The sequence below is a fragment of the Anaeromyxobacter terrae genome (assembly GCF_022690685.1).
Classification (GTDB): Bacteria; Myxococcota; Myxococcia; order Myxococcales; family Anaeromyxobacteraceae; genus Anaeromyxobacter; species Anaeromyxobacter terrae.
In genome coordinates, this window is the sequence record NZ_JALCYY010000022.1 from 13,903 (window position 1) to 29,600 (window position 15,698).

Sequence of the window (15,698 nt, forward strand, 5' to 3'; positions counted from 1 at the left end):
GCCGTGAAGACAACAATATACCACGCGGCGAGAACTTGTCCGATCACGCAGAGTGCATGAAGTCGTGCGGGGAGGACCCGGAGAATCCCTATAGTCCCGGCGGCCCCCCACTCCCGGACGCGGAGATTCTGCTGTGGAAATGAAACTTCGGCGCACGTCAGCGATGCTCTTGTGGGTTAGCGCGGGTGCGGCGCTACTTGGGATAGCACTCAACGTCCTCCCTGGATACCGAAATGCCCTCGGCGTCGTCCGATCGGCAACAGACCTATCGATATCCGTTGGCCCGGCACTCGTTTGCGCAGCGATGCACGCTGGCTGTGCAATACTAGCAAGACGGCGGCAGCCCCCTCGGGGTCGCATCATCGTGCTCTGCGGGATCTACGACGTCGTCGTCGGAGCGCTAATGTGGGTTCCATGGGCCGGGCTTTGGTTCAGTCTGTTCGCGCCATTCGGGTTCGTGGCTTTCATAGCGGCGTACGGGTCTCGCGGCGTCCAAGTCCTGAGCTATGCCGCCGCGGCCACTGCTACACTCACGACGGGCATCTGGATCGTGGTGGAGTCCATTCGTTCGCGCGAAAGGCCTGAAAGGGCGCTCGGCTGAGCTGTACACCCTACGGGAAGTGTGGGTTAGGGATTGCGGGCGGCACGTCGGGCTATAGCCCTCCGCGACGGAATCGGCACTTGTACAACCGCGACAAACGTTCCACAGGTTGGGAGGGGGAGTGCATCGAATGCGAAGAAGCGAGCTCGTGATCGTCGCGATCATTGCAGGAACCGTTGGCGCCGCGGTTGGAGCGTCGGGGGCAGTGCTGTGGCAGCGAGGGACGACTCGCCGCATGACGGCCCTGCGGACCGGAACCGCCGGCCAATCGATCAGCCCGTCGCAGATGCCTGCCGCGACCGGCCCGAGCAGGATCGAGCCGCGATCCGACGACCCGACGCGAGGACCAGCCGTTGCGAAGGTCACACTCATCGAGTTCGCGGACTTCCAGTGCCCGTTTTCTGCACAGCTACGGCCCACATTGATGCGTTTGCAGCGAGACTTTGGCAAGGACCTGCGCATCGTGTGGAAGCACTCACCCCTCGCATTTCACTCGAGGGCGATGCCAGCAGCGATCGTCGCTGAATCCGCGCGAGAGCAAGGGAAGTTCTGGGAGATGCATGACAAGCTCTTCACGGATTCCCCGTCACTATCCGACGAGGAGTTGTCCTCCGCAGCTGAAGACCTCGGCCTCGACATGACGCGGTTCGTCGACTCGATCCGGACGCAGCGTGACCGGAGCCGGGTCGAGGAGGACGCGCGACTAGCAACACTGGTGGGCGCGACCGGTACGCCTACCATCTTCGTGAACTGCAGGCGTGTAACGGGCGCGCAACCGTATGAACAGATGCGCACGATCGTGGAACAAGAGTTGATGAAGGCTGAGAAGCTCGCCGAGTCGGGTATACCCCTGGACGAACGGTTCTACGATCGGATCTGCTCCGAGAACCTGTGACGCCGACGGCAATCGACAAGGCCGTCGAGATCAACGTGAGCGAGTTGACGACGCGGCCTCGGTCGCGTCCCTCATGCTCACCACCATGGCGCTCATCGCCGAGAAGCCGAAGGAGGAGGGCGCGGCCCCGGCCGGCGGCGGGATGGGCGGCATGATGTAGCTCGCCTCCCCGCCGGCGTCGCGCCGCCTCCGCGGCGGCGCGAACCGCGGGAACGCTCGCAGGATCGAGGGGCTGCCGGGAGACCGGCAGCCCCTTTTCCTTTCGAGTTCCGAGGGGATCGCGATCGGCGCTCGCGCGCAGCCCCCGGGGGGCAACCCCACGACGCGGACCCCACCTTTCGCGGCACCCGCGGGCTCGGGGGCGCGCACGATGAAGCCATGAAAAAGCGCATCATCAGGACGAAGTGGGCGACGATCGAACGGCCGGGCGACATCGGGATGGACCTCCCTGCCGGCGTGACCGCGACGCAGCTCAAGCCGACGGACTATCACCCGGTGGACATGGAGCAGGCGGCGGCGCCGGCGCCGAAGAAGGCGCGCGTGGTCGCGAAGGTGCGTCGCGCGCTGCACCACTCGCACCGGTAGTCGCTTCACGGCGGGTGTCGCCGCACGCGTTCCCGGCGGTGCCCGCGTCACGGGTCGGGAGATCGGCGCGGAAGTCCGTTCGCGTCGGTGGTCTTCGCGTCATCATCCGACATTCGTGGGCGCTCCGTCCCGCGGAGTCATCTCATCGGCGGGAGCGAGGAGGCCGGCTCGCCCGGGAACAGCGCTCCGACCAGGAGCGCGAACGCCGCGACGACCCGGTCGAGGAACACGAGCGCCGGCAGGGCGAAGGCGAGCCCCAGCACGAACGCCCAGAGCCGCCGGTGCGCCGTCTCGAGCTGCGTCGCGACGAGCACGGAGGCGCCGAACATCGCGAGTGTCAGCGTCCCGCCCACGAGGAGCGCCGCCGGCCAGCGCAGTCCGAGGAGGCGCAGCGCGCCCGCGATGGCGACGAGGCCCGCCGCGTTCAGGAGATCGCGCCCGGTGCCCGCCCACCACGCGCGCTGCTCCTCGTCCCGCAGCCGCAGCCCGATCTCCTGCAGGAGCAGGAACGCGAGCACCGCCCCCAGGTACGCGGCGAGGGCGAGGGCGCGGGCCGCTCCGGCGGGCGAGGTGATCGTCCACACGCTCGAGCTTTACCAGAAGTCGCCGCCCCTCCGGGCGCGCCCGAACGACCGGCCCCGCCAGGACGGAGCCGGCGGTGAGGCACGGCGCCACGCGCAGGCAGTGAACGCACGCCCGCGCGCCCGGCCGTACCCCTGCGCAGGCGGATTGAGCCACCGCCGCCGTGGGCGGACGATCTGCATGCGGCGGGAGGTGGAGCATGAGCAGCGCGCGCGGGTTCGCGCTCGTCGCCGTGGCGCTCGCCGCGGCGGCCTGCGGCGGGGGCGGCAAGAACGGCGGAGACGGCACACCTCAGCCGGTGAGCTACGCGGTGCGCATCGCGCTCACGGGGCCGGGCGCGGTGGACGTGACGGGCGACGCGACCGGGAGGTGCGAGGCGACGTGCAGCCTGTCCGCGAAGGCGGGCGGACAGGTCGTCCTCACGCCGGTGCCGGGCGAGGGCGCGACGTTCAAGGGTTTCGGCGGCGCGTGCTCCGGGATCGCTCCGTGCACGCTCGACGTGAACGCGGACCTGGACGTCACGGGGATCTTCGAGGCGACGCCGGCGCCGGCGGAGGTGACGCTCACGATCGAGCGCACGGGCGACGGCCAGGGTGCCGTCACGAGCGATCCCGCGGGCGTGGCCTGCCAGGCCGCGGCATGCTCCGGCACCTTCGCGAGCGGCACGCGGGTGACGCTCACCGCGACGCCCGACGCCGACTCTCGCTTCGAGGGGTGGGACGGCGGCGGCTGCAGCGGGACCGGCACGTGCGAGGTCGTCCTCACCGCCGCGACCACGGTCAGCGCACGCTTCGCCAAGGGTGCGCCGGGGACGTACGCCCTGAAGATCCTCTCCTACCCAGGAGGCACCCTGTACGCCGCGGGGATCGATGCGAGCGGCGACGTGGCGGGCACGTTCTCGGCGAGCACCTGCTGCGAGTCGCAGGTCTTCCTCTACGACGCGGCGGCGGATCGCGTGACGCTCCCCCTGCCCGACCACACCAGCGCGCGCAGCGTGGCGATGAACGACGCGGGCATGCTCCTCGTCATGCTCGAGGACGGGAAGACCTACCGGTTCCAGGACGGCATCCTGGGGACGCCGCTCGGGCCGATGATGACGGCGCAGGCGCTGAACGTGCGCGGCTGGGCGGCCGGCTGGGTGGAGGTCGGGCCCGGCCCGCTCCACGCGGCGCTGGACGACGGCACGGCCGTCCGGGACCTCGATCCGGACGGCACCGTCCCGAGCACCGCCAGCGGCCTCGACGCGGAGGGCCGCGTGGTCGGGACCCGCAACGGCGTGGCGGTGGTGTTCGAGGCGAGCGGCCCGCGCGCCCTCCCGGTGCCTCCGGCCTCGAGCGCGCTCGACGTGAGCGACACGGGTCTCGTGGTCGGCGCGGCGAAGCGGACGTTCAAGTGGACGGAGCAGGCGTTCGTCTCGGACCTCACGACGGGCGCGGTCACGCTCATCGATCACCCGAGCGGCACCGTCGGGATGAGCCTCGACCACGTCAACCGCACCGGCACGATCGCCGTCGGCCAGCTGTTCACGAGCGATGGCGCGGGCGACGCGTTCGTGTACCGGAGCGGGAAGGTCGAGCCGCTCGGCGCGCTCGTGCAGCTCCCCGATGGCACGCGGATCCTGAACGCCGTCGGCGTGAACGATCGCGGGCAGGTCGTCGTGTCGCTCCGGGACACCCAGGGCACCTGGACGACCGCCATCCTCACGCCGCGGTGAGCGGCCGCTCAGCGCGCGCTGCGGTACATGAGCTCCACGAGCTCGTCGTACATCGCGTCCGCGCTCTCGCCGCCGGCGCGGATCGCGTTCGACGCGCAGTGCTTCAGGTGGTTCCGCATGAGCTCGCGCCCGACGCCGCGGAGCGCCTCGTGGACCGAGGCGATCTGCGTGAGGATGTCGGCGCAGTAGCGCCCCTCCTCGACCATCTTCTGCAGCCCGCGCACCTGCCCCTCGATGCGCCGCAGCCGCTTCAAGTTTGCGTCCTTCGTGGCGGGATCGACCGCGGCGGCCTTCCCGCCCGGCCCGACGTGGTCGCCCGCGCCGCACGGGCACTGCGCCTCGAGAGCCACCGCCTCCTTCGCGCCCTTCGCCATGTCGTCCCTCACGCGCCCCGGAACCGGCGCAGCCGCAGGCTGTTCGTGACCACGCTCACGCTGCTCATCGCCATCGCGGCGCTCGCCAGGATGGGCGAGAGCTGGAGGCCGAGCGCCGGGTACAGCGCGCCCGCCGCGATGGGGATGCCGACCACGTTGTAGACGAACGCCCAGAAGAGGTTCTGCCGCATGATCCGCATCGTGCGGCGCGAGAGCGCGACGGCGTCCGCGACGGCGCGCAGGTCGGCGCGCATGAGCGTCACGTCCGACGCCTCGACCGCGATGTCGGTGCCGCTCCCCATCGCGATGCCGACCTCGGCCCTGGCGAGCGCCGGGGCGTCGTTGATGCCGTCGCCGACCATGGCGACGACCTTGCCCGCCGCCTGGAGCCGCTCCACCTCCTCGAGCTTCCCCTCGGGCAGCACGCCCGCGACGACGCGCGGGACCCCCGCCGCGCGGGCCACCGCCTCCGCGCTCCGGCGCGTGTCGCCGGTGAGCATCACGACGTCGAGCCCCATCCGGCGGAACCGCGCGATCGCCTCCCGCGAGGTGGGCCGGATGGGATCCGCGACCGCCAGGAGCCCGGCGAGCGCGCCGTCGACCGCGGCGTACACCGCCGTCCGCCCCTCCGCCGCGAGCGCCGCCGCGGCCTCCGCGAACGGGGCCGTGTCGACGCCCTCGCCCGCGAGGAACGCCTCGTTCCCGACCGACACCTTCCGGCCCAGCACCTCGCCGCGCGCGCCGCGGCCCGTCACCGACGCGAAGCGCGTCACCTCGAGCGCGGGGGCGCCGGCGTCCGCCGCGTGGGCGGCGATGGCCGCCGCGAGGGGGTGCTCGCTCGAGCGCTCCACCGCCCCCACGAGCGCGAGCAGCCGATCCTCCTGGACGACCGCCGGCTCCGGCAGGACCACGTCCACCACCGCCGGCTTCCCCTCCGTGATGGTCCCCGTCTTGTCGAGGACGATCGTGTCGATCGCGTGCGCCCGCTCGAGGGCCTCGCCGCCCTTGATGAGCACGCCGAGCTCCGCGCCCTTGCCGGTCGCGACCATCACCGCCGTCGGGACGGCGAGCCCCATCGCGCAGGGGCAGGCGATGACGAGCACCGCCACCGCGGCCGCGAAGGCGCGCACCGCGGGCGCGGCGTCGGCGGCGACGAACCAGACGACGAAGGTGGCGATCGCGATCGAGAGCACCACCGGGACGAAGATCCCGCTGATGCGATCGGCGAGCTTCTGGATGGGGGCGCGCGAGCCCTGGGCCTCGCGCATGAGCTTCACGATCCGGGCGAGGACACTCTCCGCGCCGACCGCGGTCGCGCGGTAGCGGAACGCGCCCGTGCCGTTCACGGTCGCGCCGATGACGCGGTCGCCGGCGCCCTTCTCGACGGGCAGCGGCTCGCCGGTGAGCATCGACTCGTCCACCGCGCTCGCGCCGGAGAGGACCTCCCCGTCCACGGGGATCCGCTCGCCCGGACGAACCACGACGGTGTCGCCGTGCTCGACCTGCTCGACCGGCACGTCCACCTCGGCGCCGCCGCGCACGACCCGCGCCGTCCTCGGCTGAAGCTGCATGAGGCCGCGCAGCGCGGCGGAGGTCTCGCGCTTCGCGCGCGCCTCGAGCGTGTTCCCGACGAGGATGAGCGCGATGATGAGGACGACCGCCTCGTAGTAGACGTCGGGCGGCACGCCGCGCGCGACGAAGAAGCCGGGCGCGAGCGTCGCGATGACGGAGAGCAGGTACGCAGCGCCCGTGCCGACCGCGACGAGCGTGTTCATGTCCGCCGAGTGGTGGCGGAACGCGGCCCAGGCGCGCGTGTAGAAGTGCCGCCCGGCCCAGGCCATCACCGCGGTGGTGAGGACGAGGAGGCCGTACGAGATCGCGCGCTGCGGGATCGCGTACAGCCAGGGCAGGGCGCGCGCGAGCGGCGGATCGAGGACGCGCATGCTCCAGCGCATGAACGGATCCGCCGCGGCGCCGAGGCCGAGGTGCGCGTGGGCGGCCATGAGCGGCATCGACGCGACCATCGCGATCGCGCCCGCGGCGAGCGCGACGAGCGCCTTCCCGCGGAGCTCGCGGAACTCCCGGATGCGCGCCTCGTCCTGCTCGGCGAGGGCGTCGCCGCCGGCGAGCGGGAGCGTCGCCCCGTAGCCGGTGGAGCGGACGCGCTCGAGGAGCGCGTCGGCGGAGGCCGCGCGCGGGTCGTAGGCGATCGACGCCTCGGCGGTCATGAGGTTCACGTTCGCGTCGATCACGCCCGGCGCGCTCGAGAGCGCCTTCTGCACGCGCGCCTGGCACGCGGCGCAGGTCATGCCCGAGACCTGGAGCGTGAGGCGCGCCGGACCGAGCTGGGCCGGCGTGGCGGTGTCCGCCGTGTCCGGCGCGTCCGCGCGCCGAGCGGTCTTCGTCCTCGCCTCCATCGTCACTCCTCCTCCACGACGAGGCTGCCGCGGAGCATGCCCATGCCGCAGGTGAACTCGTAGGTCCCGGCGCGCTGCGCCGGCAGGTCGACGCCGGTCCGCTGGTGGGCCGGCAGGAAGCGGCGGATGCCGAGGTCGGGGATGACCACCTCCTCGGAGCAGCTCGAGTCCTCGCGCCGGTCGAAGACCAGGCGCGCCGGCTGCCCGGCCCGCAGCCGCACCCGCGCCGGCGAGTAGCCGCCCTCCACGCGGATCACCGCCTGCTGGACGCCCGTCGCGCCGACCTTCGCCGCGACCGCCGCCTTCCGCCGCTCGGCGAGGAAGAAGTACCAGTTCACCCAGCCGATCGCGGCCACCCCTCCCGCCACGACCGCCACCTCGCTCACGTCCATCCCGTGCCTCCGCTGGCGTCCCAGATACCCCGGGGACCTATCGCCACCGAGAGGGATCTAAATACCCCCCTCCCCTATGTCAAGCGGGAGCGGACAGCCGAGCCGCCCTGGGGAAGGCCGGACGCGTGGGCGGCGTGCCGAGCGACGAGCGAGCGGTGCGCTGGAGCCGCCAGGCGCGCATGGGGCCGCGGCTCCGGAGCGAACCGGTCGAGCGACCGGCGCGAAACCCGAGCCCTCGGGATCGTCACAGCTGCACGTGGAACCCGGCGCCCACGTAGCGGGTGGACTCGAGGAAGAACTGCCCGTACGGCGAGGGCCCGTCGTAGTACTCGCCGAGGATGCTCCAGAGCCGCGGGGGATGACCCTCGCGACGCCACCAGGCCGCCTCGACCCCGGCGCGGACGCTGACCGCCGGCTTCCACTCCTGCTGCTCCGTCGACTTGACGTCGACGGCCGCGACGAGCCTCAGCCCCCGCATCGGCCCCACGCGCGCCTCGGCGCCGGCGTGGACCAGCCTCGGGTCGAGCGTGCTCGGCTTCCGGTTGAACAGGTACTCGCCCCCCGCGTAGAAGCGGAGCACCCCGAGCTCCTGCGACACGATCAGCTCGGCGGACTCGTACGCCAGGTTCTGCCGCTGGATCTCGTTGTCGGCGCGCAGGAGCAGCTCGTCCCCGAGGTGGGAGCTCTGGTGGTAGATGCGCGCGCGCGCAGAGAACCCGGCATACCGGTACGTGAGCGGGAAGCCCACGAGGTAGTCGGCGTTCAGGAGGTCGTCGCTCGGGGAGTCCAGGTCGAACTGCGCGAACACGGCCGCCTCGAGCCCGAGCTGGAGCCCATCGCCGGGCTTTGGACCGCCGAGCCGGAAGAGTGCGAAGCCGTCGCCCACGCCGATCGAGCCGAGATGGAGCGTCTGCTCGCTCGTCGGGAACTTGCCCCACAGGAACGATACGAACGAGCGGATCGCCTTGGGGTCCGCGAGGAGTGGACAGAACACGTCGCCCTGCGGCAACGGCACGAGCCCCTCGGCCTCGCCCGCGTGGACGCCCGTTCCACAGCGGAGGATGTGGCCTTCGTCGGCAGCCGCGGAGGACCCGAGGGCGGCTGCCGCGAGCGCTGCAACTGCAAGTCGTCCGGTCCGTGACGTCGTGGTCATTCGGCGGCTCCGTCGTGAGCGCCGTCGGCCATGGACGGCGCGTCCTTCCACGGTACCGCGCAGCGCTAGCCTGTGTGCCCCCTGGGCGGGCTCCTGCTCCGTCTGGACCCGCGGCCGCGCGCCACGGAGTCCTCATCCCACAGCCCCGCGCGTCCCGCCCGCGTCGCCTCACCCTGCGCGCCGACTTCGGCCGCTCGAAGGAGATCACGCGCGCGAGTGGTCCCGCCGCGATCCCGTCGTGGACGTGGCGCGAAACGCGGCGTCGCTCTTCGACGAATGGCTGTAGCCGGGAGCGCGATCTAGATAGAGCCGATGGACAAGGTGAACCTCGGGGAGAAGCTCGCGCTCGTCACCGAACACTGGCATCCGCGCATCGTGGCGGAGCTCAACGGTCAGCACGTGAAGGTGGTGAAGCTCGCCGGGCCGTTCGTGTGGCACCAGCACGAGCGCGAGGACGAGCTGTTCCTCGTCCTCCGCGGCACGCTGCGGATGGAGTTCCGGGATCGCTCCCTCGAGCTGGACGAGGGAGAGCTCATCGTCGTTCCGCGCGGCGTCGAGCACAGGCCGGTCGCCGAGCGCGAGGTGGAGGTCCTCCTGTTCGAGCCCGCCGGGACCCTGAACACGGGGAACGTCCGGAACGAGCGGACCGTCGAGGCGCCCGAGCGCATCTGACGAGCCGCCCTCGTCACGGGCAGCGCCTCCACGAAAGTCCGGGGGCGACACCCGGCTCTGGCCCACGGGCCGGGTGTCGCCCTCCGGTATCCCCGGTTCTCCGCGCTAGAGGTTGGGGGGATTTTGCTCGGCGCGAGCCGCGCGCCGGCCTGCCACCGACGACCGCGCTCGGCGCGAGGTCTGGGGCGCGGCGACGCGCTTCGTGCTGCGGGTCTTGCGGCGGGCGAGGACGTGGCGCACCGCCTCGCCGATGCCGGCGGGGCTCTCGGACACCACCACGCCGGCCTCGCGGAGCGCGGCGATCTTGGCCTCCGCGGTCCCGCTCGAGCCCGAGATCACCGCCCCGGCGTGGCCCATCCGCCGCCCGGGAGGTGCGCTCCGTCCGGCGATGAAGCCCACGACGGGCTTCGTCACGTTCTTGCTGATGTACCGCGCGGCCCACTCCTCGCCCGAGCCGCCGATCTCGCCGATGAGGACGATGGCCTCGGTCTCGGGGTCGGCCTCGAAGCGCGAGAGGCAGTCCACGAAGTCGGTGCCGTTGACCGGGTCGCCGCCGATCCCCACGGCGGTCGACTGGCCGAGCCCGAGGTCCGTGAGCTGCTTCACGGCCTCGTACGTGAGCGTGCCGGAGCGCGAGACGATCCCGATGGGACCGGGCCGGTGGATGTGGCCCGGCATGATCCCGATCTTGCACTGGCCCGGCGTGATCACGCCCGGGCAGTTCGGGCCGAGGAGCCGGACCCCGGGCCGGTCCTGCAGGAAACGCTTCACCGTCACCATGTCGAGGACCGGGATCCCCTCGGTGATCGCGGCGATGAGCGGGACGCCTGCGCCGGCCGCTTCCATGATGGCGTCGGCCGCGAACGGAGGCGGGACGAAGACGACGCTCGCGTTGGCGCCGGTCTCGCGCACCGCGTCCGCGACCGTGTCGAAGATCGGGACGCGCTGCTCGAACCGCGTGCCGCCGCGCCCGGGCGTGACGCCGCCGACGACGCGCGTTCCGTACCCGAGCATCTGCTCGGCGTGGAAGCTGCCCGCGGCGCCCGTGATCCCCTGCACCAGGACCTTCGTGTTCCTGTCGACGAAGATGCTCACGACTCCTCCCGATCGATGAGTGCTGGCTGCCGCGTCACGCCGCCCGCGCCGGCTCCCGCGCCGCGGCGACCGCCTTGCGGGCGGCGTCGGCGAGATCGTCGGCCGGGATGATCTCGAGGTCGCTCTGCGCGAGGAGGCTCTTCCCGAGCTCGACGTTCGTGCCCTCGAGCCGCACGACCAGCGGGATCGAGAGGCCCACCTGCTGCGCCGCCGCGACGATGCCCTTCGCGATGACGTCGCACTTCATGATCCCGCCGAAGATGTTGACGAGCACCGCCCGGACGCCGGGATCCGCGAGGAGGATCTTGAACGCCGCCGCCACCTTCGCCTCGGTCGCGCCACCGCCCACGTCGAGGAAGTTCGCCGGGCGGCCGCCGGCGAGCTGGATCATGTCCATCGTGCCCATGGCCAGCCCGGCGCCGTTCACCATGCAGGCGATGTCGCCGTCGAGCGCGACGTACGACAGATCGTGCTCCTTCGCCTCGAGCTCGCGCGCCTGCTCCTCGTCGGGGTCGCGGAGCGCCGCGAGGTCCGGGTGACGGTGGAGCGCGTTGTCGTCGAGCTCGAGCTTGGCGTCGAGCGCGACGAGCTCGCCGTCGGCGGTGACGACGAGGGGGTTCACCTCCACGAGCGACGCGTCCGTCGCGGCGTACGCGCGGTACAGGGCGGCGGCGAGCTTCACGAACCGGCCCACGAGCTCGCCGTGGAGCCCGAGCCCGAAGGCGAGGGCGCGCGCCTGATTCGCCTGGAGCCCGGTGAGCGGATCGATCACCGCCCTGAGGATCTTCGCGGGGTGAAGCCGGGCGACCTCCTCGATCTCGACGCCCCCCTCGGTGGACGCCATGACGGTGACCCGCCCGTTCTCGCGATCGACCGTCATGCCGACGTAGAGCTCGCGCTCGATCCGGCAGCCCTCCTCGACGTAGAGCTTCCGGACCTGCTGGCCCGCGGGCCCGGTCTGGGCGGTGACGAGCACCCTCCCGAGCATGGCCTCCGCGTGATCGCGGGCCTCGTCGGGTGAGCGCGCGAGCTTCACCCCGCCGGCCTTCCCGCGCCCGCCCGCGTGGATCTGCGCCTTGATCGCGCAGATCGGCGTCGCGAGCTCGCTCGCGGCCTCCTCGGCTTCCGCGGGCGACGTCGCGAGCTTTCCCCGCAGCACCGTCACCCCGAAGCCTCGCAAGAGCTCCTTCGCCTGGTACTCGTGAATCCTCATCGGTCGGGCTCCTCCTCGATGTCCGCCGCTCATGGACGGGAAGAGCAATGGCTGCGCCAGCGGCGCGCACCCTGCGTCCCACGGCTCCAACCCACCGGAAATCCTTCGGTCGCCTCCTCCGGCCGGGTTGCCGCTGGTGCGCCGGGCCTGCGTCGCGTACCGTTTCTGGGACAACCGTGTCCCGGATCCGGCTCTGCGCCTCTCGGCGAGAGCGGGCGCGCCCCGGGGACACCGGAGGCTCGACGTGCCCTTCCGCAGCGAGGAGAAGCCGGTCATCTGGGCGTTCAGCGCGAGCCGCCTGCGCCAGGTGCTCGAGAGCGCCGCCCCGATCTACGCCGAGCGCGCCGAGGTGCGCGTCTTCGACCTGAGCTTCGAGGGCGCGCTCGAGACGGCGCGCAGCCTCACCGAGGCGGACGAGCGGGTCGACGCGTTCGTCGCCGCCGGCTCGAACGGCGCGTACCTCCGGGACCACGCCCCCGTCCCGGTGGCGCTCGTGGAGGTGTCGACCACCGACGCGCTCCAGGCGCTCGCGCACGCGCGCACGCTGGGCCGCCGCGTCGGCATCGTGAACCACCGCCGCGTGCTCCCCGGCCTCGAGCGCTGGAAGGACCTCCTCCGCGGGGTGCAGATCGAGCAGCGCTCGTACGTCACGCCCGAGGAGGCCAGGGCGGCCGTCGCCGAGCTCGCGGCGCACGGGTTCGAGGTGGTGGTCGGCCCCGGCCCCGCGTGCGACGAGGCCGAGCGCGCCGGCCTCAAGTCGGTCCTCCTCTACTCGCTCGAGTGCGTCTGCGGGACGATCGAGCGGGCGATGGAGATGGCGCAGGTCGCGCGGGCGGAGCGGCGGCGGCGCGAGCAGCTCGCGGCCGTCATCGACCACATCGACGAGGCCGTCGTCTCGGTCGACGCGAGCGAGCGGATCGCGCTCGTGAACCCCGGGTTCGAGCGGCTCCTCGGCGTGAGCGGCGCGGAGCTCCTGGGCAAGCGTCTCTCGAGCGTCGCGCCCGAGCTCTCCCTGTCCCGGGTCCTCGAGACGGGCTCACCCGAGCTCCGCACCTTCCAGAAGCTCGGCGCGCGCAGCCTCGTCGTGAGCCGCATCCCGGTGCGCGAGCGCGGCGTCCTCTCCGGCGCGGTGCTCACCTGCCAGGACTCGCGGACGCTCCTGCGCGTGGACCGCGATCTCCGCTCCGAGCTCCGCCCCCGGCGCTTCATCGCCCGCTACGAGCTCGCCGGGATCGTCGGGACCTCCGCCCCCATCCGGACGGTGAGGGCGCTCGCCGAGCAGTACGCCGGCACGGAGGGGACGGTGCTCATCACCGGCGAGAGCGGCACAGGGAAGGAGATGGTGGCGCAGGGGATCCACAACGCGGGGCGGCGCCGCGACCGCCCGTTCGTCGCGATCAACTGCGCCGCGTTCCCCGAGGCGCTGCTCGAGTCGGAGCTGTTCGGCTACGAGGAGGGCGCCTTCACCGGCTCGCGGCGCGGAGGGAGGGCCGGGCTGTTCGAGGCCGCCCACACCGGGACGATCTTCCTCGACGAGGTCGGGGACGTCCCCATCACCCTGCAGACCCGGCTCTTGCGCGTCCTGCAGGAGCGCCAGGTGCTGAGGCTCGGCAGCAACGACCCGACGCCCATCGACGTCCGCGTCATCGCGGCCACGAACCGGGACCTCAAGCGCGAGATCGCCCGGGGCGCGTTCCGCGACGACCTGTACTACCGGCTCAACATCCTCCCCATCCCCGTGCCGCCGCTCCGAGCGAGGAGCGACGACGTGGCGCCGATCGCCGAGGCGCTCCTGCGCGACGCGCTCTCCCGGCACGGCGTGCCGGACGTGCTCCCGCGCGCGCTCGGACTGCTCCTGCCCTGGCTGGAGCGCTACGCCTGGCCGGGGAACGTCCGCGAGCTGGAGAACGTGCTCGAGCGCATCGCCGTGCTCTACTCCCACCGCGCCGCGGCGCCGGACCGGGTCGGGCCGGACGAGCTCCGCGCCGTGCTCCCCGAGCTGTTCCAGGGCGGGGAGGAGCCGCAGGGCGGCGACCTTCGGAGCGCGCGCGAGGCTCAGGAGACGGCGGTGATCCGGCGCGTGATCGGCGAGTGCGGCGGCAACATGAACGAGGCCGCGAAGCGCCTGGGGGTGGGACGCTCCACGCTCTACCGCAAGCTCCGGGCGCCGGAGCGGACCTGACGAGCCGTCCTCGCCGAGGGGCGAGGGAGCGATGGGGCCGCGACGCTCACGGCGTGGAGACGTGGTGGGCGAACCGCTCCGTCTCCTCGCCCTCGGGCGGCGTGCCCGCGTGCGAGGCGTAGTAGATCCCCAGCGCGACCACGATGACGAACAGGACCCACATCGGGCCGCGGGCCTTGCGGTCCACGCTCATGCCGCGCTCCCGTCGCCCGGACGAAGCACGCTGACGCCGGCGTCCGCGTCGTCGCTCATGAGGTGAGGCTACCTCCTCGAAGGACCGCCACCAACGCGGCGTCGTGGCGCAGGTCGAGCGGCGCGCCGGGGCCGCTGGCCATCGAGACGCGCCGGTCGAGCGTGGAGGAGGCCTGTTCGAGGTCGGCTTTCCGCTCCTGGCCAGTCTCTCGAGCGACGACGGCATCAACGTGAAGACGAGCGACCCGGCGACCCGCAACGTCGGCTTCGCCCTTCACGCCGATCCCCGCCTGACCGGGTGCGGCGCCGGGACGCCCGGACGAATCGCGCGGCTCCCCTGCCCCTTGCGCTTCATCGAGGCGCCGGAGCGCCCCGGCTGCCGCAGGAAATCGTTGGTACCCAAAATCTCCACGGGCGTGACGGCGCCCGCGGTGAGAGCGCGTCCCCGTGCGCGTGCTCGCTCGCGCGCCGCGGCACGGCCCTGCGCGATTTCTCAATCCTGCCAGCCGAAGACGGCGATCGGCCTCCGTGTGCGTATTCGCCTACCAGTAGGCACAGGTAGGCGCACCTGGGCGCGTGCGCCCCTGCGCCTTCCTTTGCTCACCGTTGACCACCTGACCGTCGGGAAATGTCGTCGGAACTCCTCCCGTTCTGACGCGGAACCCCGAAACGGAAGGAGTCAGCTCTGACCAGACAGCAGGCGTTCACCTCCGCGATCTCCCTCGTCTCGCTCGCCACGGCGTGCGGAGGCGGCGCCCACCCGGGCGCATCCAGCCCCGACCCCGGCGCGGCCGGTGACCGCCGCGCCGAAGCTGCAGTCGAGGCCTCGTTTCGCGGCGACGGCTCGCAGATGCCGTCATTCGGAGGCTGGGGCGCCGAACCGTTACCGGCGGAGGCGGTCGCGGCCGCCGGCTTCGACTGGTTCGAGACCGGTTACCCCGGAGACACGCGGACGAACGAGATCCTCGCGAACGCGGGCGTGCGCCCCTTCGCGTACATCAACCTGGCCGAGCTGCCCGGCGAGCTGGCAGCCGCGTCCGGCTATAGCGGCGCGTTCCTGCGGACGAACAGCGACTGGGGATTGCAGCTCGTCGACGTGACGGATTCCTCGTGGCAGGACTGGCTCGTCCGCCGCGCGGACGAGGCGTATCGGACCGGCTCGAGGGGCATCAAGTGGGACGCGGCGACGCCGGACGTGCCTCCCGGCAAGACGCGCGCGGACGTGAACGACGCGATCGCGTCGGTGATGCAGCGGATCATCGACCAGCACCCCGACATGAAGTTCATCTTCAACCAGGGGTTCGAGTTCGCCCTCGCGTATCCGAAGTTCGTTCACGGCATGGAGACCGAGGGGCTCTTCTCCGCCTCGAGCTTCCCCGCCGCGTACCTCAAGCCTTGGGAGGACCCTTTCTACTGGGGGCCGCAGTTCCAGCAGCTGAAGGCGCTCCAGGAGCGCGGCGTCCCGGTCTTCGTCGCGGAGTACGCCGACCCCTTCAGCGACAGAGCGCGCGAGCTGTACGACGCGATCGCCGCACAGGGGTTCGTCCCGTACATCACGAGCGAGCAGTGGAACGTCCGCGGCCGGGGCTACAACGTGAATCCGGGCTGGTGACCGATAGAGCCGGCCAGGC

At 72.1% G+C, this 15,698-nt stretch carries 15 protein-coding genes; 6 read left to right on the top strand and 9 right to left on the bottom strand.

All coding sequences use genetic code 11. From position 1 onward, the window contains the following. Nucleotides 1–749 precede the first annotated feature (749 nt). On the top strand, nucleotides 750–1,496 hold the full coding sequence (locus MNY62_RS11710) for a DsbA family protein (RefSeq protein WP_242344343.1): 747 nt from the start codon (nucleotides 750–752) through the stop codon (nucleotides 1,494–1,496). Between the two features lie 378 nt (nucleotides 1,497–1,874). Further along, nucleotides 1,875–2,081 carry a hypothetical protein gene (locus MNY62_RS11715; protein WP_242344344.1) on the top strand — a complete coding sequence of 69 codons (207 nt, stop codon included), beginning with the start codon at nucleotides 1,875–1,877 and terminating at the stop codon, nucleotides 2,079–2,081. Nucleotides 2,082–2,218: 137 nt separating this feature from the next. Here MNY62_RS11715 and MNY62_RS11720 read toward each other — a convergent pair whose 3' ends face one another. Continuing rightward, entirely contained in the window at nucleotides 2,219–2,665 is a 447-nt protein-coding gene (locus MNY62_RS11720; protein ID WP_242344345.1) for a hypothetical protein, read from the bottom strand. Nucleotides 2,666–2,862: 197 nt separating this feature from the next. On the opposite strand from MNY62_RS11720, the gene MNY62_RS11725 reads away from it, so the two are divergent. Continuing rightward, nucleotides 2,863–4,377 (top strand): InlB B-repeat-containing protein, encoded by a 1,515-nt coding sequence (locus tag MNY62_RS11725; protein WP_242344348.1) that lies wholly within the window; start codon nucleotides 2,863–2,865, stop codon nucleotides 4,375–4,377. Nucleotides 4,378–4,385: 8 nt separating this feature from the next. On the opposite strand, the gene MNY62_RS11730 is transcribed toward MNY62_RS11725, so the two are convergent. From MNY62_RS11730 to MNY62_RS11745, 4 genes are all read right to left on the bottom strand, one after another. After that, nucleotides 4,386–4,751, bottom strand: a complete 366-nt coding sequence (locus MNY62_RS11730) for a metal-sensitive transcriptional regulator (protein WP_242344350.1) — start codon at nucleotides 4,749–4,751, stop codon at nucleotides 4,386–4,388. Nucleotides 4,752–4,759: 8 nt separating this feature from the next. After that, nucleotides 4,760–7,168, bottom strand: coding sequence for a heavy metal translocating P-type ATPase (locus tag MNY62_RS11735; RefSeq protein ID WP_242344352.1), 2,409 nt, complete (start codon nucleotides 7,166–7,168; stop codon nucleotides 4,760–4,762). 2 nt (nucleotides 7,169–7,170) lie between these two features. After that, nucleotides 7,171–7,560 carry a cupredoxin domain-containing protein gene (locus tag MNY62_RS11740; protein WP_242344354.1) on the bottom strand — a complete coding sequence of 130 codons (390 nt, stop codon included), beginning with the start codon at nucleotides 7,558–7,560 and terminating at the stop codon, nucleotides 7,171–7,173. Nucleotides 7,561–7,804: 244 nt separating this feature from the next. Next, entirely contained in the window at nucleotides 7,805–8,713 is a 909-nt protein-coding gene (locus MNY62_RS11745) for a DUF1207 domain-containing protein (RefSeq protein WP_242344356.1), read from the bottom strand. A 312-nt stretch (nucleotides 8,714–9,025) separates the two neighbouring features. Between MNY62_RS11745 and MNY62_RS11750 the strand changes: the two genes are divergently transcribed. Beyond that, entirely contained in the window at nucleotides 9,026–9,385 is a 360-nt protein-coding gene (locus MNY62_RS11750) for a cupin domain-containing protein (protein ID WP_242344358.1), read from the top strand. A gap of 105 nt (nucleotides 9,386–9,490) precedes the next feature. Here MNY62_RS11750 and sucD read toward each other — a convergent pair whose 3' ends face one another. Then, nucleotides 9,491–10,480: a succinate--CoA ligase subunit alpha gene (gene sucD, locus MNY62_RS11755; protein WP_242344360.1), complete on the bottom strand. Its 990-nt coding sequence runs from the start codon at nucleotides 10,478–10,480 to the stop codon at nucleotides 9,491–9,493. Nucleotides 10,481–10,514: 34 nt separating this feature from the next. Further along, on the bottom strand, nucleotides 10,515–11,693 hold the full coding sequence (gene sucC / locus MNY62_RS11760) for an ADP-forming succinate--CoA ligase subunit beta (protein ID WP_242344361.1): 1,179 nt from the start codon (nucleotides 11,691–11,693) through the stop codon (nucleotides 10,515–10,517). Between the two features lie 244 nt (nucleotides 11,694–11,937). On the opposite strand from sucC, the gene prpR reads away from it, so the two are divergent. Then, nucleotides 11,938–13,875, top strand: a complete 1,938-nt coding sequence (gene prpR / locus MNY62_RS11765) for a propionate catabolism operon regulatory protein PrpR (protein WP_242344362.1) — start codon at nucleotides 11,938–11,940, stop codon at nucleotides 13,873–13,875. Nucleotides 13,876–13,921: 46 nt separating this feature from the next. Here prpR and MNY62_RS11770 read toward each other — a convergent pair whose 3' ends face one another. Together MNY62_RS11770 and MNY62_RS11775 are read right to left on the bottom strand one after the other, a co-directional pair. Continuing rightward, a complete protein-coding gene (locus MNY62_RS11770; RefSeq protein ID WP_242344363.1) occupies nucleotides 13,922–14,068 on the bottom strand; it encodes a hypothetical protein in 147 nt (48 codons plus the stop codon). Nucleotides 14,069–14,123: 55 nt separating this feature from the next. Further along, complete coding sequence (locus tag MNY62_RS11775) at nucleotides 14,124–14,345, bottom strand: hypothetical protein (RefSeq protein WP_242344365.1); 222 nt, start codon at nucleotides 14,343–14,345, stop codon at nucleotides 14,124–14,126. A gap of 572 nt (nucleotides 14,346–14,917) precedes the next feature. Between MNY62_RS11775 and MNY62_RS11780 the strand changes: the two genes are divergently transcribed. Next, nucleotides 14,918–15,679, top strand: a complete 762-nt coding sequence (locus MNY62_RS11780) for an endo alpha-1,4 polygalactosaminidase (protein ID WP_242344366.1) — start codon at nucleotides 14,918–14,920, stop codon at nucleotides 15,677–15,679. The last annotated feature ends 19 nt before the right edge of the window (nucleotides 15,680–15,698 follow it).